At 69.6% G+C, this 21152-nt stretch carries 22 protein-coding genes; 14 read left to right on the top strand and 8 right to left on the bottom strand.

The window, feature by feature from the left end; genetic code table 11:
- Positions 1-10: 10 nt before the first annotated feature.
- Positions 11-574, bottom strand: a complete 564-nt coding sequence (locus tag AB0C30_RS20895) for an NAD(P)H-dependent oxidoreductase (RefSeq protein ID WP_357946154.1) — start codon at positions 572-574, stop codon at positions 11-13.
- A gap of 117 nt (positions 575-691) precedes the next feature.
- On the opposite strand from AB0C30_RS20895, the gene AB0C30_RS20890 reads away from it, so the two are divergent.
- Positions 692-1684 carry an aldo/keto reductase gene (locus AB0C30_RS20890; protein WP_357946152.1) on the top strand — a complete coding sequence of 331 codons (993 nt, stop codon included), beginning with the start codon at positions 692-694 and terminating at the stop codon, positions 1682-1684.
- Positions 1685-1708: 24 nt separating this feature from the next.
- Here AB0C30_RS20890 and AB0C30_RS20885 read toward each other — a convergent pair whose 3' ends face one another.
- Positions 1709-2629, bottom strand: a complete 921-nt coding sequence (locus tag AB0C30_RS20885) for an acyl-ACP desaturase (RefSeq protein ID WP_357946373.1) — start codon at positions 2627-2629, stop codon at positions 1709-1711.
- Positions 2630-2712: 83 nt separating this feature from the next.
- On the opposite strand from AB0C30_RS20885, the gene AB0C30_RS20880 reads away from it, so the two are divergent.
- Positions 2713-3180, top strand: a complete 468-nt coding sequence (locus AB0C30_RS20880) for an NUDIX hydrolase (RefSeq protein ID WP_357946149.1) — start codon at positions 2713-2715, stop codon at positions 3178-3180.
- On the opposite strand, the gene AB0C30_RS20875 is transcribed toward AB0C30_RS20880, so the two are convergent.
- Positions 3143-3766, bottom strand: coding sequence for a hypothetical protein (locus AB0C30_RS20875; protein ID WP_357946146.1), 624 nt, complete (start codon positions 3764-3766; stop codon positions 3143-3145). The genes AB0C30_RS20880 and AB0C30_RS20875 overlap by 38 nt on opposite strands.
- 42 nt (positions 3767-3808) lie before the next feature.
- Entirely contained in the window at positions 3809-4597 is a 789-nt protein-coding gene (locus AB0C30_RS20870) for an HAD-IIA family hydrolase (RefSeq protein ID WP_225291503.1), read from the bottom strand.
- A gap of 53 nt (positions 4598-4650) precedes the next feature.
- Here AB0C30_RS20870 and AB0C30_RS20865 point away from each other — a divergent pair, with 53 nt between their 5' ends.
- From AB0C30_RS20865 to AB0C30_RS20830, 8 genes are all read left to right on the top strand, one after another.
- Positions 4651-5841: a M20 family metallopeptidase gene (locus AB0C30_RS20865; RefSeq protein WP_357946144.1), complete on the top strand. Its 1191-nt coding sequence runs from the start codon at positions 4651-4653 to the stop codon at positions 5839-5841.
- A 15-nt stretch (positions 5842-5856) separates the two neighbouring features.
- Entirely contained in the window at positions 5857-6819 is a 963-nt protein-coding gene (locus AB0C30_RS20860; protein WP_357946141.1) for a zinc-dependent alcohol dehydrogenase family protein, read from the top strand.
- Between the two features lie 150 nt (positions 6820-6969).
- Entirely contained in the window at positions 6970-8793 is a 1824-nt protein-coding gene (locus AB0C30_RS20855) for an ABC transporter substrate-binding protein (RefSeq protein ID WP_357946139.1), read from the top strand.
- 3 nt (positions 8794-8796) lie between these two features.
- Positions 8797-9804 carry an ABC transporter permease gene (locus tag AB0C30_RS20850; RefSeq protein ID WP_357946137.1) on the top strand — a complete coding sequence of 336 codons (1008 nt, stop codon included), beginning with the start codon at positions 8797-8799 and terminating at the stop codon, positions 9802-9804.
- Positions 9801-10706 (top strand): ABC transporter permease, encoded by a 906-nt coding sequence (locus AB0C30_RS20845; RefSeq protein ID WP_357946135.1) that lies wholly within the window; start codon positions 9801-9803, stop codon positions 10704-10706. The genes AB0C30_RS20850 and AB0C30_RS20845 overlap by 4 nt, the downstream gene beginning before the upstream one ends.
- Positions 10707-10708: 2 nt before the next feature.
- Complete coding sequence (locus AB0C30_RS20840; RefSeq protein ID WP_357946133.1) at positions 10709-11698, top strand: ABC transporter ATP-binding protein; 990 nt, start codon at positions 10709-10711, stop codon at positions 11696-11698.
- On the top strand, positions 11695-12705 hold the full coding sequence (locus AB0C30_RS20835) for an ABC transporter ATP-binding protein (protein WP_357946131.1): 1011 nt from the start codon (positions 11695-11697) through the stop codon (positions 12703-12705). Before AB0C30_RS20840 ends, AB0C30_RS20835 begins: the two co-directional genes overlap by 4 nt.
- 4 nt (positions 12706-12709) lie before the next feature.
- The gene (locus AB0C30_RS20830; RefSeq protein ID WP_357946129.1) at positions 12710-13609 is read left to right on the top strand and encodes a GNAT family N-acetyltransferase; all 900 of its coding nucleotides are present in this window, start codon (positions 12710-12712) and stop codon (positions 13607-13609) included.
- A gap of 89 nt (positions 13610-13698) precedes the next feature.
- On the opposite strand, the gene AB0C30_RS20825 is transcribed toward AB0C30_RS20830, so the two are convergent.
- On the bottom strand, positions 13699-14808 hold the full coding sequence (locus AB0C30_RS20825; RefSeq protein ID WP_357946127.1) for a DUF1343 domain-containing protein: 1110 nt from the start codon (positions 14806-14808) through the stop codon (positions 13699-13701).
- 57 nt (positions 14809-14865) lie between these two features.
- Between AB0C30_RS20825 and murQ the strand changes: the two genes are divergently transcribed.
- The 3 genes from murQ to AB0C30_RS20810 all read left to right on the top strand — a co-directional run bounded on the left by murQ (position 14866) and on the right by AB0C30_RS20810 (position 18035).
- Positions 14866-15765: an N-acetylmuramic acid 6-phosphate etherase gene (murQ, locus tag AB0C30_RS20820; protein ID WP_357946124.1), complete on the top strand. Its 900-nt coding sequence runs from the start codon at positions 14866-14868 to the stop codon at positions 15763-15765.
- A 158-nt stretch (positions 15766-15923) separates the two neighbouring features.
- Positions 15924-16979 (top strand): serine hydrolase domain-containing protein, encoded by a 1056-nt coding sequence (locus AB0C30_RS20815; RefSeq protein ID WP_357946122.1) that lies wholly within the window; start codon positions 15924-15926, stop codon positions 16977-16979.
- A gap of 84 nt (positions 16980-17063) precedes the next feature.
- A complete protein-coding gene (locus tag AB0C30_RS20810) occupies positions 17064-18035 on the top strand; it encodes an aldo/keto reductase (RefSeq protein WP_357946120.1) in 972 nt (323 codons plus the stop codon).
- A gap of 9 nt (positions 18036-18044) precedes the next feature.
- On the opposite strand, the gene AB0C30_RS20805 is transcribed toward AB0C30_RS20810, so the two are convergent.
- Positions 18045-18878 carry an acyl-CoA thioester hydrolase/BAAT C-terminal domain-containing protein gene (locus tag AB0C30_RS20805; RefSeq protein WP_357946118.1) on the bottom strand — a complete coding sequence of 278 codons (834 nt, stop codon included), beginning with the start codon at positions 18876-18878 and terminating at the stop codon, positions 18045-18047.
- 86 nt (positions 18879-18964) lie between these two features.
- On the opposite strand from AB0C30_RS20805, the gene AB0C30_RS20800 reads away from it, so the two are divergent.
- Positions 18965-19534: a DinB family protein gene (locus AB0C30_RS20800; RefSeq protein ID WP_357946115.1), complete on the top strand. Its 570-nt coding sequence runs from the start codon at positions 18965-18967 to the stop codon at positions 19532-19534.
- Positions 19535-19640: 106 nt separating this feature from the next.
- Here the strand turns inward: AB0C30_RS20800 and AB0C30_RS20795 are convergent, their stop codons facing one another.
- Both AB0C30_RS20795 and AB0C30_RS20790 read right to left on the bottom strand, forming a co-directional pair.
- On the bottom strand, positions 19641-19886 hold the full coding sequence (locus AB0C30_RS20795) for an LLM class flavin-dependent oxidoreductase (protein ID WP_357946113.1): 246 nt from the start codon (positions 19884-19886) through the stop codon (positions 19641-19643).
- A 142-nt stretch (positions 19887-20028) separates the two neighbouring features.
- Positions 20029-21075 carry a hypothetical protein gene (locus AB0C30_RS20790; protein ID WP_357946111.1) on the bottom strand — a complete coding sequence of 349 codons (1047 nt, stop codon included), beginning with the start codon at positions 21073-21075 and terminating at the stop codon, positions 20029-20031.
- Between the last annotated feature and the right edge of the window lie 77 nt (positions 21076-21152).

The raw sequence follows: 21152 nt of genomic DNA, 5'->3' as shown, positions 1-21152 counted from the left end.
GTAGCCGGGACTATGCCGAAGGGCCCGCCAGGACGAGCCGGGGCGTGAACACGGGCCGCGTCCTGTGCGGAACGGGGCAGAGCTGGCCGACCAGTTCCCGTACCTGGTCGCGCAGGTAGAGTGCCGTCAGACGGCCCTGGTCGTCGAAGTGCGGGCAGGTGGGCGAGAGCACCAGCTCCGTGCCCATCACGACCGCGCCGGCGCCGGTGAGCTCCTTGAACAGCTCGGCCTGCGCCCACATGGCGCCGCAGGCGCGCACGCTGGCGCTCATCACGGCGACATGCTTGCCCGCCAGGCGCCCGCCGGTCGACATCCAGCGCAGCGCGTGGCCCAGCTCAGCCGGGAGCAGGCTGTGCTCGGGCGCGGTGATCAGCACCGCGTCGGACTCGTCCAGCTTGCGCAGCAGGCCCGCGACCTGCTCCGGTACGGGACCGAGGGAGTGGGGCGGGACCGTGCCGAGCCCCCGCCAGCACTCCAGGCGCGCCCCCCGGGGCAGCTCACCCTCCATTGCCTCCAGCAACCTGGTGATGAACGATCCCGCCTGGAGGCTCGCGGCGATCCCGAAGATTCTCACCCTTCACTCCCAGGGATGTTGATGTGTGGCCCGTAGTCCTGAACCTTCCCGATGTCGCGGATGTCCAAGACCATCTCCGGGTCAAGAGGGGGCACGGGCTTACCCGATGATGGGCCGATGGAATACGTACGCGTGGGAACGTCGGGCCTGAAGGTGTCGCGGATCGGCCTGGGCATGATGAGCTACGGCGACCCGGCGGACTCGCCCTGGTTCCTGCCCGAGGCGGCCGCCGAGCCGATCGTGCGCCGGGCGGTGGAGGGCGGGGTGACCTTCTTCGACACCGCCGACATGTACTCCGGCGGCGTCAGCGAGGAGATCACCGGCAGCCTGCTGCGCCGGCTCTTCGACCGCCGCGAGGACTACGTACTGGCGACCAAGGTCGGTTACCCCATGGGCAAGGGGGTCAACGATCGCGGGTTGTCGCGCAAGCACATCCTGGACTCGATCGACGCGTCACTGCGGCGGCTCGGCACCGATCACGTGGATCTTTACCAGATCCACCGCTGGGACGACGAGACACCCGTCGAGGAGACCATGCGGGCGCTGGATGACGTGGTCAGGGCGGGCAAGGCCCGCTACATCGGGGCTTCACTCATGTACGGCTGGCAGCTGGCCAAGGCGCAGCACGTGGCGAAGGCGGCGGGGCTGACCAGGTTCGTGGCGATGCAGACCCGCTACAACCTCGCCTACCGGGAGGAGGAGCGCGAGGTGCTTCCCTACTGTGCCGACCAGGGGCTGGGCGTGCTGCCGTACAGTCCGCTCGCCCGCGGCCTGCTGGCCGGCGGGGAAGGGCGGGCCACCACCAGGGCGGCCCACGAGGACCGTGCGCCCGAGAACGACGGCGTCGTGGCGGCGCTGCGGGCCGTCGCCGGGGAGCGCGGCGTGCCGCCCGCGCGGGTGGCCCTGGCCTGGCTGCTCGGCAAGAAGCCCGGCAACGGCACGGCGGTCGGGCACGCGGCGAGCGCCGTCGCCGCGCCGATCGTGGGGGCGACGCGCCCCGGCCACCTCGACGACGCGCTCGCCGCCGTGGACCTCGTCCTCACCCCTGACGAGGTCGCCCGCCTGGAGGCCCCTTACCGGCCGCGCGAACCCTTCGGATACGGCTGGTGATCGGCAAAGGGCCCGGACTCTCGATCAGCGCTGGGCGGCGCGAGCCTTGCGTTCGGCCCGGCGCTCGACGAACCTGGCCGCCGTCGCCTCGGTCTTGGCCAGGAACTCGGCCAGCTCCTCCCGGGCCTGCTCCCCGCCCGCGTCGAGGCCGGTCTTGTCGAACACCGACCACTGCTTCAGCACCGGCATGAGCACGTCGTCGAGGTGCAGGCGCAGGTCGTAGATGCCCTCGTGGGCGATGATCATCGCCTTGCGGGTGAAGCCCTCGATGCTGGAGCCGGGCATCTGGAAGGTCTTCACGACGTCGGTCACGGCGCGCATGGTCTGGTTGGGGTCCAGCTCGAAGGCGGCCTTGAGCAGGTTGCGGTAGAAGAGCATGTGCAGGTTCTCGTCGGCGGCGATCCTGGCCAGCAGCCGCTCGCAGCCTTCGTCGCCGGAGGCCCGGCCGGTGTTGCGGTGGGCGATGCGGGTGGCCAGCTCCTGGAAGGAGACGTAGGCCAGCTGCTCCAGCATGGTGCCGTACTCGGTGGCGAAGCCCGCCTCCATGTGCGTCATGCGGGCGCGCTCCAGCGCGACCGGGTCGACCGCGCGCGTCACCGTGAGGTAGTCGCGGATCGCGACGCCGTGCCGGCCCTCCTCGGCGGTCCAGCGCTGCACCCAGGTGCCCCACGCGCCGTCACGGCCGAACGTCGTGGCGATCTCGTGGTGGTAGCTGGGCAGGTTGTCCTCGGTGAGGAGGTTGACGATGAGCGAGACCCGGGCGGCCTCGGGAAGTTTCGAGTCGCTGTCCTGCCAGGCCTCGCCGCCGTAGACGCCGTCGAAATCGCGGCCTTCGCTCCACGGAATGTACTCGTGCGGGAACCACTCTTTCGCCATCGCGTTATGGCGGTCGAGCTCCCCGGCGACCACGGGCTCCAGCTCGTGCAGAAGTTGCGTCTGCGTCATCGCCTTCAAGATCGTCTCCCTGTAGGTTACGGTACCGTAAGTTAGGCTACCCGAAGGTCATACCGGCCAAATAGGGTGGTCGTATGCGACCGAGTGTCCGTGGCGTCCTCCTTGACCATGACGAGCAATTAGTGATCTTCCGCCGGACGGTCCCGGGCCGCCAGGTCTACTGGTCCGTGCCCGGCGGCCATGTCGAGCCCGAGGACGCGACCCTGGAGCACACGCTGCACCGGGAGCTGCTGGAGGAGCTGGGCGCGACGGTCTCGGGCGTGACCCCGCTGACCACGGTCACCTATCCGTGGCAGGGCGAGGTCAAGACTCAGCACGTATATGGCTGCCGCCTGGTCGACATGGACCCGGCCCTGCGGCACGGGCCCGAGTTCGAGGACCCGTCGCGCGGCGTCTACGAGGTCGTACGGCTGCCGCTGCGGGAGGCGGAGATCACCTCCCGGCACGTCGTCCCCGAGGCCGTGGCCGCCTACCTGTCGCGCAACATCAGCGCGCTGCCGCGTCTCATCGGCGGTCCTCGATCTCCCACAGATGGTCGATGACGTGCCAGGCGGTCCGCCGCACGGCGTAGGCGGGCGGCCAGCCGGTGGTCTGCGGCGGCTGCCAGGGGCGTGACAGCACCTCGGCCAGTTCCTCGCGCATGGCGTCGCGGTCCGCCGGGCTCTTGTAGGGCTTGTGCCGTACGTCCACCTTCCGGGCGTAGGCACGCTCCGCCTCCGCGACGTGCGCCATGACCTTCGACAGGTCGCGCCCGCCGCCCCGCGGCCCCTTGCGCAGCTCCTCCGGCGACTCGGCGGCGACCTCGTCGAACAGCTCCCAGGCGGCGCGCAGCAGCGCCACCCGGCGGCCCGCGGTCTCGGCGTCGATCGGCTCCTGGTCGAGCTCGGGGATCGCGAACGGCGCGCCGAAGTCGGTCATCTCGCTGCCCGGCTCGCGGGCGACCACCACGGGATCGCCCGGCTCGAACGGCAGCCCGGCCCGCTCGGCGATCACCCGGTAACGCGGCGCGTAGTCCACGAGCAGGTCGATGGCCGCCTCCTCGCCCTTGGCCACGCGGCACCAGCCGGGCCACTCCAGCGAGCAGGCGAAGACCTTCTTGGGGCCGACATCCAGGTAGATATGCGTCATACGGGGCACCTTGCCAGGCTTACCTGCCAACCAGTGTCAGGTTCAGATCAGGTCGATGAGATCCGCCACCGAGTCGACGACCAGCGACGGCCGGAAGGGGAAGCGGTCGATCTGCTCGCGCTGGGTGACGCCGGTGAGCACCAGGATCGTGTAGAGCCCGGCCTCCATCCCGCACACGATGTCGGTGTCCATCCGGTCGCCGATCATCGCGGTGGTCTCGCTGTGCGCCTCGATCTCGTTGAGCGCGCTGCGCATCATCCGCGGGTTGGGCTTGCCGACGAAGTAGGGCTCGACGTCGGTGGCCTTGGTGATCATGGCGGCGACCGCGCCGCAGGCGGGCAGCGAGCCCTCGGTGGACGGGCCGACCGGGTCCGGGTTCGTGGCGATGAAGCGGGCGCCGCCCTCGATGAGGCGGATCGCCCGGGTGATCTGCGTGAAGCTGTACGTACGCGTCTCGCCGAGCACCACGTAATCGGGGTCGAGGTCGGTCAGCACGTAGCCGACCTCATGCAGCGCGGTGGTCAGCCCGGCCTCGCCGATCACGTAGGCGGAGCCGCCCGGCCGCTGGTCGTCGAGGAACTGGGCGGTGGCCAGCGCCGAGGTCCAGATCGACTCGGCGGGCACCTCCAGACCGGCATTCGCCAGGCGTACCGAAAGATCCCGCTGGGTGTAGATGGAGTTGTTCGTCAGCACCCGGAATTTCTTGCCGGACTCGCTGAGCCGCTTGATGAACACATCCGCACCCGGGACGGGCCGGCCCTCGTGTACGAGAACGCCGTCCATGTCGGAAAGCCAGGAGTTGATCCGCTTACGCTGAGTCACGCGGCCCATCGTACAGAGTGTCCCTTATCGACTTCCCGACCAGCACATGAAGAATGTTGTTCATGTCGTTCATTGAATCCGCGCGGGACCTGCGGGACGAGCTCGTCCGGCTGCGTCAGTCACTGCACACCACTCCCGAGATCGGCCTCGCGCTGCCGCGTACCCAGGAGAAAGTCCTGACGGCGCTCGACGGGCTGCCCCTGGAGATCACCACCGGGAAGGCGCTCAGCTCGATCACCGCCGTGCTCAGGGGCGGCCGGCCGGGTCCGGCGGTGCTGCTGCGCGGCGACATGGACGCGCTGCCGGTCACCGAGCGCAATGATCTGCCCTACCGGTCGCAGATCGACGGGCAGATGCACGCGTGCGGCCACGACCTGCACACCGCCATGCTCGCCGGCGCCGCGCACCTGCTCAGCGCGCGGCGGGCGGAGCTGGCCGGGGACGTCATCTTCATGTTCCAGCCGGGCGAGGAGGGTCATGAGGGCGCCAAGCACATGATCGAGGAGGGCGTGCTGGACGCGGCGGGCGCGCGGCCCGTCGCCGCGTACGGGATGCACGTCGTCTCCTCGATGCTGCCCCCGGGCCTGTTCGCCTCCCGGCCCGGGCCGCTCATGGCCGCGGCCGACGTGTTCGAGGTGACGGTGAAGGGGCGCGGCGGGCACGGCTCCAGCCCGCACCGCGCGCTCGACCCCATCCAGGCGGGCTGCGAGATGGTGACGTCGCTGCAGGCGATGGTGACCAGGACGTTCGACGTGTTCGACCCGGTCGTGGTCACGGTCGGGTCCTTCCACGGGGGCACGGCCGACAACGTGATCCCGGACGAGGCGCGCTTCGAGGCGACGGTGCGCACGTTCTCGCCGGGCAACCGGGAGCTGGTGAAGCGGCGGCTGGTGGAGGTGGTCGAGGGCGTCGCGGCCGCGCACGGGCTGTCGGTCGAGGCGTCGTTCGGGATGGGCTACCCGGTCACCGTGAACGATCCCACCGAGGCGGACTTCGTCTCCAGGACGGCCGAGGAGCTGTTCGGGCCCGGGCGCTACTTCGTCTCGCCGCAGCCGGTCATGGGCTCGGAGGACTTCTCGTACGTGCTGCAGGCCATCCCCGGGGCATTCGTCTTCCTGGGGGCGTGCCCGCCCGACCGCGATCCGGCCACGGCGCCGTACAACCACTCCCCCGAGGCGCAATTCGACGACTCCGTGCTGCCGGACGGCGCCGCCCTGTACGCCTCCCTGGCGCTGTCCCGGCTGGCGTCCTGAGCTGAAGGGGGCCCGATGAAGGCATGGATTCCGGATCCGGACCGACTGCTGGTCATGGTGGACAAGCCCATGCCGGAGCCGGGCGTCGGGGAGGTGCTGGTCCAGGTCGAGGCCTGCGGCGTGTGCCGGACCGACCTGCACCTGGTCGAAGGGGACCTGCCGCCCCGTCACCCCGCGATCTCGCCCGGCCACCAGGTCGTCGGGCACGTGATCGGCGGGGACGGGGACGTCGGGCAGCGGGTCGGGGTCGCCTGGCTCCGATGGACCTGCGGGGCCTGTCGCTACTGCCTGGACGGTAAAGAAAATCTTTGCCTTTCGTCCGCTTATACCGGGTGGGATGCCGACGGCGGTTACGCGGAGTATCTGACGGTGCCCGCCGCCTACGTCTACGCCCTGCCCGAGGGGGCACCCGCCGAGAAGCTGGCGCCCCTGCTGTGCGCCGGGATCGTGGGCTATCGGGCGCTGCTCCGAGCCGACCTGCCGGAAGGCGGCCGGCTCGGGGTCTACGGGTTCGGCGCGTCCGCCCACCTGACCGCGCAGGCGGCCATCGCCCATGGGGCCGTCGTCCACGTGGTCACCAGGTCAAGCGCCGCCAGGGAGCTGGCCCTGGAGCTGGGCGCCGCCTCCGCCGGAGACCGGCCGCCCGAGCCGCTGGACGCGGCCATCCTGTTCGCGCCCGTGGGCGATCTGGTGCCCGTGGCGCTGGCGGCGCTCGACCGGGGCGGCACGCTCGCCGTGGCCGGGATCCACCTCACCGACATCCCCACGCTGAACTACGAGCGCCACCTCTTCCAGGAACGGACGCTACGGAGCGTGACCGCCAACACCAGGGCCGACGGACGGGCCTATCTCGACCTGTCACTCGGGCGTCCGCCGCACGTGACGACGACGCCCTATCCCTTCGACAGGGCCGCCTCCGCGCTCCGCGATCTGGCAGACGGGCAGGTCAACGGGGCTGCGGTGCTTATGCTGGGCTAATGGCGCCGAGCGCCATCGACATGGGGCATGAAGGAAAGTTACATTAGCCTCACAACACCTGGAGATTATTGACGTGACCTGTGCGTGACCGTAGGGTCCGGCTAATCCCACGCGATCCTCAAGCAGGTCCGACACTCCCCGGAGCGGTACATGAAGCGACTAGCAGCGGTAGTAGCGTTGCTGGGCCTGGCCACTGCCACAGCGTGCAGCAGTGGCTCCACCAACAAGTCCAGCTCGGGCGGTGGTGGCGGGCTCTTCACCACGATCGACGTCAACCGGCCCGGCCTCGACGCCTCGGCGCCGGCCAACCCGTACAACCCCAAGGGCAACTCCTTCTCGGGCTTCAACGCGATGCGGATCGCGTGGGTCAAGAACCACCTGACGGACCCGAACCAGGCTCTGCCCGGCATCGCGGCGAGCTGGGAGATCGCGCCGGACAACTCCGCGATCACGCTGAAGCTCCAGCCGAACGCCAAGTGGTCCGACGGCAAGCCGGTCACCGCCGAGGACGTCAAGATGTCCATCGGCATCGCCTACACGCAGGGGAGCACCGCCTTCTCGGTCACCCCGGGCGCGGCGGGCACCGCCGCGGAGGTCACGGTCGTCGACCCCCAGACCTTGAAGATCACGCAGGACATGGCGAACCCCAGTCCGAAGTTCGCTCGCGGCGTGCTCGACACGGCCGTCCTGCCCGCCCACGTGTGGAGCAGCGTTCTTCCCGCGGACTTCTGGGACAAGCTCAAGGCCGCCCGGGGTGACGGCGCGGCGGCGGAGGCGGCTCGCACGGAGATCACCGCCATCGGCCAGAAGGTGATCGCCTTCGCCCCGCCCAAGGACGTCTCCGCCGGTCCGTTCGTGCTGGAGCGGGTCAACCCCGGAGAAGCCCTGCTGGTCAAGAACAAGAACTTCTACAACGCCGCCAACGTGGCTCCGGCGCAGGTGAAGTTCCTCAACTACACCGGCAACGAGCAGATCTGGAACTACCTCACCGCCGGCAAGCTCGACCAGTCCGGGTTCGTCGCCGCTCCCACGGACGTGATGAACCGGATCAAGCAGGGCCCGGGCAACGAGGTCATCAAGGGCTACTCGCCGGTGGCCGTGAGCATGGCCTTCAACCAGTCCAAGAAGCCCTATGACAACGTGCACGTGCGCAGGGGCCTCGCCTACCTCATCGACCGCGACCAGGTCACCAAGGTCGCCTCGCCCGAGGGCGGCACGCCGGCCGTCACGACCAGCGGCATCCACCAGAAGGCCGCGCAGGCCTGGATCCCCGACACGCTGCCGAAGCTCGACCCGTACAAGCCCGACGCGGCGAAGGCCGAGGCGGAGTTCAAGTCGGCCGGGCTGACGAAGAAGGACGGCAAGTGGACGCTGGCCGACGGCAAGCCGTGGAAGGTGTCCATGCACGCGCCGGCCGGCTTCTCCGACTGGCTGTCGGCGCAGGAGAACATCAAGAGCCAGCTGATCAAGGCCGGCATCGACGCGGAGATCCAGACCACCCCCGACTACCCCGTCTACCTTGAGGAGCTGTCGGCCGGCAAGTACGACGTGGGCTTCTGGCTCATGGCGCTCGGCCCGGCGCCGTACGACATCTTCCAGCGCCTCTACGGTGCCTCCAACGGCTGGACCAACGTCGCGGGCAAGATCGAGCACTCCCCGGCGGGCAAGAACGGCAACTGGATGGGCGGCCCCGAGCAGATCGACGTCAACGGCACCAAGATCGACCCGGGTGAGCTGACCGGCAAGCTGAACTCGGCCAACGAGGAGGCGGCCAAGCCGATCATGGCGCAGCTGGCGACGGCGGCCAACCAGGACCTGCCGGTCATCCAGCTGTGGGACTACGTCAACAACCAGTTCGTCAACAACAGCCGATTCACCGGCTGGCCCCACGACGACGAGATCCTTCGTCTCGGCACCGGCGTGCTCGCCTCCGGTGTGTGGATCCAGCTCGGCATGGTCAAGTCGAAGCAGTAACTTATGACGCTTATCGCACGGCGACTCGCGGGCCACCTGGCCCGCGGTTTCGTCATGATCATCGTGGTAGCCACGATCAGCTTCTTCATCATCAACAACATCCCGGGCGACCCCATGGCGGCCCAGTACGACAAGCTGCTTCAGAGCGGCATGTCTCCGGAGGCGGCCACGCAGGCCGTCAAGGTGCTGTACGGGTTCCAGCCGACGGGCTCGCTGTGGCAGCAGTACACCGACTACATCGGCGGGCTGCTCCACTTCGATCTCGGCACCTCGGTCAGCCGTCCGGGCCAGCCCGTGCTCGGCGTGCTCGGCGAGGCGGCCAAGTGGACCATCCTGCCGGTGCTGGGGGGCACGCTGCTCAGCTTCCTCGTCGGCGTCATCCTCGGCGTCTACGCGGCCATCAAGCGCAAGAGCAAGCTGGGCGACGCCCTGGCCATCTCCGGCTCGCTGCTGCACGGCATCCCGCAGTATGTGCTGGCGATGCTGCTCGTGGTCATCTTCGCCACGCTCATCCCCATCCTGCCCGCCGACGGGCCGGTGGACATCATGTTCGAGCCGGGCTTCAACGCCGGCTACCTCGGCTCGCTGGCCGAGCACGCGGTGCTGCCGATCGCCACCTACGCGCTGTCGGCCTACGGCGGCTGGGTGCTGGCGATGAAGTCGAGCGTGGTCACCGTGCTCGGCGACGACTTCATCCTGGCCGCCGAGCTGCGCGGCATGAAGCGCTCGATCATCTTCCGCTACATCGCGCGTAACGCGATCCTGCCGCTGTTCACGATCCTCGCCCTGTCTCTCGGGCTGCTCCTCGGCGGCGCGGTCTTCATCGAGAAGATCTTCAACTATCCGGGACTCGGGTGGCTGCTCATCGAGAGCATCAACACCCGCGACTACGCGCTGATGGGCGGGGCGTTCCTGCTGATCACCGCCGCCGTCATCGTGGCGAACATCGTGGCCGACCTGTTCTACACAGTGATCGACCCGCGGGTGCGCAGCGGAGAGGACTCGACATGAGCACCGTGCTGATCCCTGAGACGGCGTCCGCCGCCGCGACCATGCGCCGTAACTTCTGGCTCGGCGTCTGGCGCGTGATGAAGCGCAAGCCCAGCCGGCTGGCCGGGGTGATCATCATCGCCGGCTTCGCGTTCATGGGCGCCTTCGGGCCGATGTTCTATCCGGACCAGCTGCCGGGCGACACCAACGCCATCACCCAGGCGCCGAGCTGGGCGCACTGGTTCGGCACCGATCCCCAGGGCAGGGACGTGCTCGCGCTGGTCATCACCGGCTCCCGCTACGTCCTGCTCAGCGCCGCGGTGACCGCGGTCATCACAGTGGTCTTCGGCACCACGCTCGGCCTGTTCTCCGGGTTCAAGCGGGGCCGCTGGGACAGCGTGCTCATGCGGATCACCGACATGAAGCTCACCATCCCCGGCCTGCCGCTGCTGCTGGTCCTGGCGATGGTCTGGAAGTTCGGCAGCCCGATCCAGATGGGCCTGGTGCTCGGCCTGCTCGGCTGGGGCGGGGTGGCGCGGGCCGTCCGCGCCCAGACGCTCTCCCTGCGCGAACGCGGCTTCATCGAGGCCGCGCGCGGGCTGGGCCTGTCCACGAGGCACATCATCAGCAAGGAACTGCTGCCCAGCATGGCTCCGTACATCGCGATGAACATGCTCATCGCGGTCACCGGCGCCGTCTACGCGCAGGTGGGCCTGTTCTTCCTGGGCGTGCTGCCGTACGAGGCGAACAACTGGGGCGTGATGCTCAACCTGGCCGTGTTCCAGGCGGGCGCCATGATCACGCCCAACGCGCTCGGTTACCTGCTGGGGCCGCTGCTGGCGATCCTGCTGCTCACCCTTGGCATCGTGCTCGTGGTCGACGCCATGGACGAGATCTTCAACCCCCGGCTGCGTGAGGAGTAGCAGTGGCGGACCAAGCGCCGGGAGTGCGCATCGACGGCCTCACGGTCGTCTACAAGACGCCGGCGGGCGAGTTGCCCGCCGTACGCGGCATCAGCCTGACCCTGGAGCCCGGCACGATCACCGGCATCGTCGGCGAGTCAGGGTCCGGCAAGTCGACGCTGGCCCTGTCGCTGCTCAACGCGGTGCAGCCGCCGGGCAGGATCGCGGCGGGCAGCGTGGAGATCGACGGGCTCGGCGACGTGGTCGGGCTCGCGGGCGAGGAGCTGCGCAAGGCCAGGGGCGCCCACATCGGGTACGTCTTCCAGGCCGCCCAGAACTCCCTCAACCCGCTCAAGACGGTCGGCAAGCAGCTCCTCGACCTGGGCCGCTCGCACGGCGTCCAGGATCTGCCCGGCCTGGTCCGCGAGGCCAGGGAACTGCTGGGCCGGATGGGCCTCGACGGGGCCAGGGTGCTAGACTCGCACCAGCACGAGCTGTCCGGCGGCATGCGGCAGCGGGTCGGCATCATGCTGGCGCTGGTGCTCAACGCGCACCTGGTGGTGCTGGACGAGCCGACGACCGCGCTGGACATGATCACCCAGGCGAACATCCTGAAGATCGTCCGCGAGGTGCACGCCGAGCGCGGCCTGACCACCCTGGTGATCACGCACGACATCGGCGTGGTGGCCGAGGTGGCCGACCGGCTCGCGGTCATGTACGGCGGACGCCTGGTGGAGCAGGGGCCCACCAGGGAGGTGCTGGGCGCGCCCCGCCATCCCTACACCAGGGGCCTGATCAACGCGATCCCCCGGCTGGTCGGCGACATCGACGAGGCCCGCGCACTGCCGGGACGGCCGCCGACGCTGGCGACGGTGCCCAAGGAGGGCTGCGTGTTCAGGGAGCGCTGCGCGCTGCGGATGGACGTGTGCGACACCGTCGATCCCTCGGTGGTGGCGGACGGGGCGAGGTTCGTGGCCTGCCACGCGGTGACGGTGAAGGAGCACGCTTCGTGATTACCGGGACGGGCATCACCAAGACGTTCAAGCAGCGCGGCAACATGCTCGGCAAGCGGGAGGTCCCGGCGCTGCGCGGCGTGGACTTCGCGATCGCCAAGGGCGGGTCCGCCTCGTTCATCGGCGAGTCGGGCTGCGGCAAGACCACGCTCGGGCGCATCATCGCCGGGCTGGAGTCCTACGACGCGGGCGAGATCGCGATCGACGGGACGCCCATGTCGCCGCTGAAGGTCAAGCAGCGGCAGCCGCACTTCCGCAAGATCCAGATGATCCACCAGGACCCCTACTCGGCGCTGAACCCGACCCGGACGATCTACCAGACCCTCCAGGCGCCGCTGGCGCTGCGGGCCGGGCAGACCGGCCGGCCCAAGGGCTGGATCGACGAGCGGGCCGCCGAGGTGCTGTCGCTGGTCGGCCTCGACCCCGGAACGGTCCTGTCGCGCTACCCGCACCAGCTCTCGGGCGGCATGCGGCAGCGCGTGGTGATCGCCCGCGCGCTGACCGTCGACCCCGAGATGCTCGTCGCCGACGAGGCGGTCTCGATGATCGACGTGTCGCTGCGGCTCGGCATCCTGGCGCTGCTGAAGGACCTGCGCGAGCGGCTGGGCGTCAGCGTGCTGTTCATCACGCACGACGTGGCCACCGCGCGCTACATCGGCGGCGACGGCGAGCTGTACGTGATCTACCGCGGCCAGGTCGTGGAGCGCGGGCCGGTGGACACGATCATCGCCGACCCGGTGCATCCGTACACGCAGTCGCTGCTGTCGGCCATCCCCGTCCTGCACGGGCTGGAGCGGCCCGGTGAGGAGCCGGTGGTGCCGCTGGAGCCGCTCGCCGCCGACCAGTCCGACAGCGGGTGCCTGTTCGCGCCCCGCTGCCCGTTCCGGGGCGACGGGTGCACGAGCGAGCGGCCGCTGCTCCAGGTGACGGACGGTGTACCTCAGGAGCACGCCTGCTACTACCCGCGGCGGCGCAGCGTCATCGCGCGCCCGATGAGCGAGGTGTGACCCGGTGACCGGGCAGGCCGACTCCGCCGACCTCGCGGGCGCCGCGGAGGTGATCCGGCACGCCGACGCAGCCGACCTCGCGGTCGCCGCGCAGGTGGCGCGGGCGGCGCTCACGCTGGACGGCGGCGAAGGGGCGGCCCTGGTCGAGCGGCTGGCCCGTCCTCCCGCCGATCGGCGCTGGACCGCCCTGGTGATGGACGGCGGGGTCGTCATGGCCTCGGTGTCCGCCAAGGATCCGGCCGTCGGGCACCTCGATCTGCTGGCCGTACACCCTGACGCGCGGGGCCGGGGGCACGGCCGGGCGCTGGTCGGCGCGGCCGAGGAGTGGCTGCGGTCGGAGGGGGCGACGCAGGCGCGCTTCGCCGGGAACCCGCCCTGCTACGCCTGGCCGGGCATCGACGTGCGCTACACCGCCGCCGCGTGCCTGGCGGAGCGCCTCGGCTACGAGCGCTATCACGTGGCCTGGAACATGACCGCCGACCTCGGCGCGGACCTGTCCGTCGAAGAGGAGCCGGCACGGCTGGCCGAGGCCGGAGTGAGCGTGCACGCGGCCGTGACGGATCGGGAGCGCGTCGCCGCCTTTGTGCGTGAGCACTGGAACGAGAACTGGGCCTGGGAGGCCGCCAACGCCGCCGGGCTGCACTACGCCGAGCGCGATGGGCGGATCCTGGGGTTCGCCGCCTGGGGGGCGCGGCCCGCGTGGTTCGGGCCGATGGGGACGGCGCCCGAGGCGCGCGGGCTCGGCGTGGGCGGCGTGCTGCTGCGCCGCTGCCTGGCCGAGATGCGCGCCGCCGGACTGTCCAGCGCGCAGATCGGCTGGGTCGGGCCGCTGCGGTTCTACTCGCACGCCGTGGGCGCGCGGGCCGAACGCGTCTTCTGGCTCTACCGACGCGATCTGGCGTGATGTCACACGCCGGTACGGTTTCCGCCACCTTCGGTGCGCCGCTTCACGCGGCCACCGTAGGTGCGCACTCCGCAACCTGCGGTGCGCCGCTAGTAGAGGAGCCGTCCTTCGGGGTGGACGGGGTCTGGGCAGAGGGCGCGTGGGTCCTCCCCGGCGTCCAGGCACCTCGTGAGCGTGTCGGAGCCCCACAGGTGGTCCATGAACAGCTCGGGCCCCCACCAGGCCAGCTCGCCCGGGTAGAGCGTGCGGGCCACGTGCAGCATCGACAGACCGGTCAGCACCGGCCGGTACGCCTCCCGGTCGTGCACGTGCAGCTGGACTCCGTGCACGGTCGTGCCCGCGTGCTTGTGGAACGTCGGCGTGAACCAGGTCTCCCTGAAGCGCACCCCCGGCAGGCCGAGCGCGTTGAGCGCGGGCGCGAACCGGTCGTCGACGTACGGGGCGCCGACCAGCTCGAACGGCCGGGTGGTGCCACGTCCCTCGGAGAAGTTCGTGCCCTCGAACAGCCCGGTGGCCGGGTAGGCGTACGCGGTCTCGACGGTTGGCATGTTGACCGACGGCATCACCCAGGGCAGCCCGGTCTCGGCGAAGCTCATGCCGCGCCGCCACCCGTCCATGGTGACCACGCGCAGGTCCAGGTCGAAGCCGAACAGCGTGGCCAGCTCCCCGGCGGTCCTGCCGTGGCGTACCGGCAGCGGGAATCTGCCGACGAAGCTGGCGAACTCCGGGTCGAGCAGCGGTCCCTCCTCAAGGGTCCCGCCGAGCGGGTTGGGCCGGTCCAGCACCACGAACCGCAGGCCCAGCCTGCTCGCCGCGGCCATCAGGTCGTACATGGTCCAGATGTAGGTGTAGAAGCGCGTGCCGACGTCGGCGATGTCGAACACCAGCGTGTCGACCCCGGAGCCGGCCACCACCTCGTCCAGCGCCGCGCCGGAGACCTTGTGCGTGTCGAAGACGGGCAGGCCGGTTCTGGGGTCGATCGTGTCGGACTCGCTGCCGTTCGCCTGAGCGGTGCCCCGCATGCCGTGCTCCGGACCGAACAGCGCCGTCAGCGGCACCCCGGCCGCGATGAGGGCGTCCGTCGTGGGGGTCAGATCAGGCAGGACTCCTGTGGGGTTGGTGATCAGGCCGAGCCGGTCGCCGCCCGCCAGGGTGGGATCCGTGGCCAGCCGTTCAGCGCCAGTGCGTACGTACGTCATGAACCCATTGTCTGAAAGATATTTACAAGAGAGAAGTAGAGGGTGGAAATTAGCGTCATGATTGATCCGCTCCCCGAGCTGCCCACCGAACAGAGCGATCCCCGCTACAGCCAGATCGACCGGCTGCCGACAGAGCAGGTCGCCCGGCTGATGAACCAGGCCGACGCCGCCGTGCCCGCCGCGGTCGCCGTCGCGATCCCGGTCATCTCCGCCGCCATCGACGCGATCGCCGCGCGCATGGCGGAGGGCGGGCGGCTGCTGTACGTCGGCGCCGGTACGTCGGGGCGGCTGGCCGTGCTCGACGCCTCCGAGTGCCCGCCGACGTTCGGCACCGATCCGTCGCTCGTCCAGGGCATCATCGCGGGCGGTCCGGACGCGCTCACCCGCTCGGTCGAGGGTGCGGAGGACGACGCCGAAGCGGGCGCCGCCTCGCTCGCGGAGCTGGAGGTGGGCCCGCTCGACTCGGTGGTGGGCGTGTCGGCCAGCGGACGGGCGCCTTTCGTGCTCGGCGCACTGGCGGAGGCGTCCCGGCGGGACGCGCTGACCGTCAGCCTTTCGTGCAACGACGGCGCGCCCCTGTCGGCCGCCGCCGAGCACGCGATCGAGGTGGTGGTGGGTCCCGAGGTGGTGACCGGCTCCACCCGGCTCAAGGCGGGCACGGCTCAGAAGCTGGTGCTCAACATGATCTCCACCATCTCCATGGTCCGGCTCGGCCGTACGTACGGCAACAAGATGATCGAGATGTCGGCGATGAACAGCAAGCTGGCCGACCGGGCGCTCCGCATGGTGCGCGACATCACCGGCGCCGACAACGACACGGCGGGCAAGGCGCTGGACGCGGCGGGCGGACAGGCGAAGATAGCGGTGCTGATGATCCAGCACGGGCTCGACGCCGGAGGGGCCCGCGCCCTGCTGGAATCGCACGGCGAGCGGCTCAGCGACGCGCTGAGCAGCTGAGAGCGACGCGCTGAGCGACTGAGCGACGTGCTGAGCGACTGACGGGACGGGCTGTATCACGGGCCGGACTGCTTGACGGACCGGATTCCTGTACGGCCCGGAACTGCTCGTGGGCGCGGTGAACCCACGAGCCGGCGGACTTACGGGGAGGCTGAACGATGTCCGATCGGCTGGACGCGATCCTGGCGGACGGAGTGCCGCGCGTGTGCTCGGCGGCGGTGGCGGTGATCTCCGTGGACGGCTCGGTGGCGGCCTCGGCCGTCGCCGGGGAGCTCGTCCGCTATGCCGACCTCGAGGGCACCCTGATGGCCGACCGGCCGGCGGCGGCCCGCGACTCGCTCTTCGATCTGGCCTCGATCAGCAAGCTGTTCACCACGGCCGTGGTGCTGTCGCTGGCCGAGGAGGGCCGCCTGGACCTCGACGAGCCGGTGGCGGCCTGGCTGCCGGGCGCCGACCCCCGGGTCACCCTGCGACGCCTGCTCACGCACACGGCCGGCCTGCGGCCCACGCGCCGCATAGACCTCGAACTACCCGACGCCGATCCGGCCGCGCGCATGGCGGCGATGGTCGGCACCCCGGTCACCGGCCCGGTCGGCGGGCCGTACCTCTACAGCGACGTGGGCATGGTCATGGTGGGCCGCGTCGCCGAACTGGCGGGCGGCGCGCCACTGGACGCACTGGTCGGCGAACGGGTCACCGGCGTGCTCGGCCTGACCGACACCGGCTACCGCCCGGGCCCGGCGACGCTCCCGCGCATCGCCGCCACCGAGTGGAAGCCCGAGCGACAGGAACCCGGCTGCGTGCGCGGCGAGGTGCACGACGAGACCGCGTACGGCCTGGGCGGCGTGGCTGGACACGCGGGCGTGTTCGCGACGGCCGACGACCTGCTGACATTCGGCGAGACACTGCGGCTGGGCGGTGGCGCGCTGCTGCGCCCGGAGACCGTGGCCGAGATGGTCCGCGACCAGGGAGCGGAGGGCGCGGCGTTCCGCCACGGCCTCGGCGTACGGATCGGCGATCCGGCCATCGTGGGACCGCTGGACGCCGCCTTCGGCCATTCCGGGTTCACCGGCACCTCGCTGGTCGTCGACTCGGCCCGCCGGTTGACCGTGGTGCTGCTGACGAACGCCGTACACCCGGTGCGGGGCCGCGACGGCATCCGCGGCCTGCGTCACGCGGTCGCCGGAGAGGCGCTCCGGCTCGCGGCGTCCTGACACCGGACCCCATCGCTCCTGGTCAAAGCGCTGGTGTGGCATCATCCCGAGCGGTATACCGACTATGAAAGCAGAGGCGCCGAGATGCGTGATGAGCTGACTGTGCGGCCGATGGGGCGGAGCGGGTTGCCGGTCACGCCGGTGGGGATCGGGCTGGCCGCGCTGGGCCGACCGGCGTACATCACGCTCGGCCGGGAGGAGGATCTCGGCGATGATCGCAGCGTCGCCGCGATGCGGGCGCGGACCTGGGCGGTGCTGGATGCGGCGCTGGCGGCCGGCGTACGGTACTTCGACGTGGCCCGCTCCTACGGCAGAGCCGAGGAGTTCCTCGGCGGCTGGCTACATGAGCGCGCCATCGCGCCCGGGGCCGTGACCGTGGGGTCGAAATGGGGATACGCCTACGTCGGCGACTGGCGGATGGACGCCGACCGGCACGAGGTGAAGGAACTGTCCGCCGACCGGCTGCGCCACCAACTGGACCAGACCCGAGCGCTATTGGGCGAGCACCTTTCGCTCTACCAGATCCACTCGGCCACCGTCGAAAGCGGCGTGCTCGGCGACGAAGACATCCTGGCCGAACTGCGCGAGTTGCGCGCCGGGGGTGTCTCGGTCGGCCTGTCCACGACCGGCCCGCACCAGGCGGACACCATCGACCGGGCGATCGAGATCGGCCTGTTCGACACGATCCAGGCCACCTGGAACCTGCTGGAGCGATCCGCCGGCCCCGCCTTGGCCCGGGCGCACCGGTCCGGCCTGGGCGTGATCGTCAAGGAGGGCGTGGCGAACGGCCGCCTGACCTCCCACGCCGCCCCTCCGGCGCTGGCCGGCGCCGCCCGGGAACGCGGTGTCACACCGGACGCGCTGGCCTTGGCCGCCGTCCTCGCGCAACCGTGGACCGGCGTGGTGCTCAGCGGGGCCGCCTCGGTGGACCAGTTCCACAGCAATCTGACCGCGACCCGGGTCGGCTGGGATACGGAACTGGACGAGCGCCTGGCCATGCTGACCGAGGACCCCCAGACCTACTGGACGACCCGAAGCTCGCTGAAGTGGCAGTGATCGCTCGGGTCAGCCGCGAAGCAGATCAAGGATGTGCGGCCAGGCGGCCGCTCCAAGCTCGGCGTCGGCGGCGGCGTCACCCCCGTAAAGAAAGCGCGGCGATTCAGGGGCCGGGCCTTCACCTGGAAGACGCGGGCGATGACCGGCGTCGGCCCGGCTGATCAGACGAGCGGTGCCGCGACGGGCCAGGAGTCGCTCGGCGAACGGGAGGGACGGCCACATCGCATCGTCCCCTCCCGCCACCAGCAGCACGTCAGCCCTGCTCTCCTCGATGGGGATCTCGGCGGCGGGGAGCAGGCCGGCGAAGGTCCGCTCACTGCGCTCGTACCAGCCGCGAATGGCCACCGGACCGTCCGCCGGTTCAGGAGCAGTCCAGTTGTCGTCGTACGGGATGAAAGACAGCGGTTGCCCCTTCCACGTCCAGGACGACCGGTAAGGGCGGTCCCGTCCGTCTTGCCCTGAGCCGACATTGCCCCACACCACGGAGGTAGGCGACATCGCCACAACGCCGTCGACACGCGGGTCATGGACGGAGGTGAGCAGGGCGGCTTCCGCCCCTTTGGAGGAGCCCAGCAGGCAGATGCGGTGTACGCCGGTGGATTCGAGCAGGTCGATGGCGGACACGAAAGTCTCCAAGGGGATCTCGCAGATGCCCGGTGATTGTCCGGGACCGCCGAACCATCGGATCGACATCGCGGTCATGCCCTCCTGGGCGAGGATACGAGCCCGCTCCCGGTCGATGCGTCCGCTCGACCCCGCCAGAACAAGAACGCCCGTGTGGCCGATGACGTCAGGAGTGATCAGGACGCCTTCCCACGGCTCGGCCACTTCCCGCTCATCCATGATGATCCTTACCTCTCGGCACTCGGCGGCATCGCACTCTACTGAAGACGGCAATCCGATCCTGTCCGTTGCGGCAGGCTGGACCCATGACCGACCAGACCTGGAACACCCTGCTCCGAGATCAGACCCACTGGCACTGGACCCATCAGGTGCGCGAACGCCTCGACGGGCTCACCGACGACGAGTACTTCTGGGAGCCCGCGCCCGGCAGCTGGAGCGTGCGCCCGCGCGGCACCGGCGACGCGCCGGTGCGGGCCGGGTCCGGCGCGATGACCATCGACTTCGCGATGCCGATGCCCGATCCGCCACCGTTCACGACGATCGCCTGGCGGCTCGGGCACGTGATCGTCGGCGTGCTCGCGATGCGCAACGCCTCCCATTTCGGTCGCGCGCCCATCGACTACCAGTCGTTCGAGTACGCCGCGAGCGCGGACGCGGCGCTGGCCCAGCTCGACGCGGAGTACGCCACGTGGCTGGCCGGGGTCGAGTCCCTCGGTGAAGCCGGCCTCGCCCGCCCGTGTGGGAAGGCGGAGGGACCGTATGCCAAGTATCCGCTGTCCGCGCTGGTGCTGCACATCAACCGCGAGCTGATCCACCATCTGGCCGAGGTATGCCTGCTCCGCGACCTCCACCTGCACACCCGGCCGCGCGCCTAGGCGGAGGGTGCCAGGGCTTCCAGGGCCTCCTCCGCGCGGCGCATCGCCTCCTTGGCGTCGCAGGTGACGATCTCCGGATCGAAGTTCAGGTCGTGGAAGACCTCCGTCACGCCCTGCGCCGCCAGTTCGCCGACGTCCGCCCCGATCTGCTCGGCGCCGGCTTGGGATCGATGTGCGAGCGCGGCACCTGATAGAACTCCCCATGGTGCTCCACCACCTCGTCCTGCCACGCCTTGCGCAAGACCTGAACGAACTCCTCATCCCTGCGCCCCCGATGCTCGAAACCGACCCCCGCCGCCTCGAACTCCTCCCGCAGCCGCCCCAGCCCGAGCCCGGCCGTCAGCCTGCCCACGGAGACGCTCTGACCGCCGGGCGAAGCTCCTGAACAGGCAAATTATTCGCTCAGTACAGCATCTGGAATGCCGATCCTCTCATGGGGCGATGAACAGCCACGATGCGGTCCAGCCTCCCTGTCAGATGATTGAGCCGCTTAATCACAGCTGCTTTTCCCTTGGTGGCGCCGACCCCGGTGGAGAGTCATCATCACCCGCTTCTTTTCCTACCCCACGCGAACTGTCCCGGACACTTCTGAGAACATTTTGCCCCTGCTCATCCACCAGTCCTGTGATAATTTGCTGCGCGGCTCCGAAAACCGCCGCCCAGGCGATGATCTGCGCACTGGTGTCGAGATTGCTTAGTCCCGGGATAAAGCGTCCTTGAATCAGCATCAGACCGATGACCGCGGACACGGCTCCGGCCGGAAGCTTCAGGAGTGACAACACGATTGGAAGCATATAAGGCGCCGAAGTCCCGTAAATTCGACGAAGCCCGAAAGCGCCCACCAGCGATGCCGAGGCCAGCCCGATGAGCTCCACGACGGGCACGTCCCACTTGCTCGGATTGGGGCCGATCGGGCACGCGGGCCCGGTCGACGAATCATTGAAGCAGAGCTTTATCACCGCCGGATATATGAGACCCACTACGGCCAGGACCACGGCGATGACCGCCATGATGACGGTGGACGCCAATATCGTGTTACGAAAGCTGCGGAGCCGTGCCCTCTCCTGCTGGGCGGATATGTTGGCCGCCTGCATGGTGATCACCGCCAATGTTCGATCCTCCGGAGCCAGCTTTCCGTCCTGATGACGGAGAAGTTGTTCCAGCTTGGCCCTTCGCGGGTCCTGCTTCCCCAGGTGCTGCAGTGCGCGCGCGAGGACATCACTGCCCCACCACGGGAGTTCTTCAGGCGGCATCAGTCTCAAAAGAGCGACTTCAGCCTCGTTGATATTCGCCCAGGTGCGATCCACGGCGAATCCCGACCAGGCTCCAGCCAGACTCGGCTTGCGCGCCGCAGCCTCTTCAGCCGCTTTGAGGTGCCTTTGTGCACCAAGAGCGACCGGAGATTCTCCGTCCAGCCCGTCAAGCTGGCTCCGCAACTCGGTGATGTGCGCCAGGGCGCGCTGCCGCCATGAGCCCGCGTCCTCTCCCGGCATATCCATTATGGGTTTCATCGCTATGAAGCCTTCCAGGCCGCCCAGCAAAAACAGGCTTTAGATGCCCGGCTTACAATGGCGAAAAACATCGCGCGATTAAAGAGTGAATCGATTTTCCATCTCGA

This window comes from Nonomuraea sp. NPDC048901 (assembly GCF_040649695.1).
Lineage (GTDB): Bacteria > Actinomycetota > Actinomycetes > Streptosporangiales > Streptosporangiaceae > Nonomuraea.
Note: the sequence above shows the minus strand (reverse complement) of the source record. Positions and strands in the feature narration are given on the sequence as shown.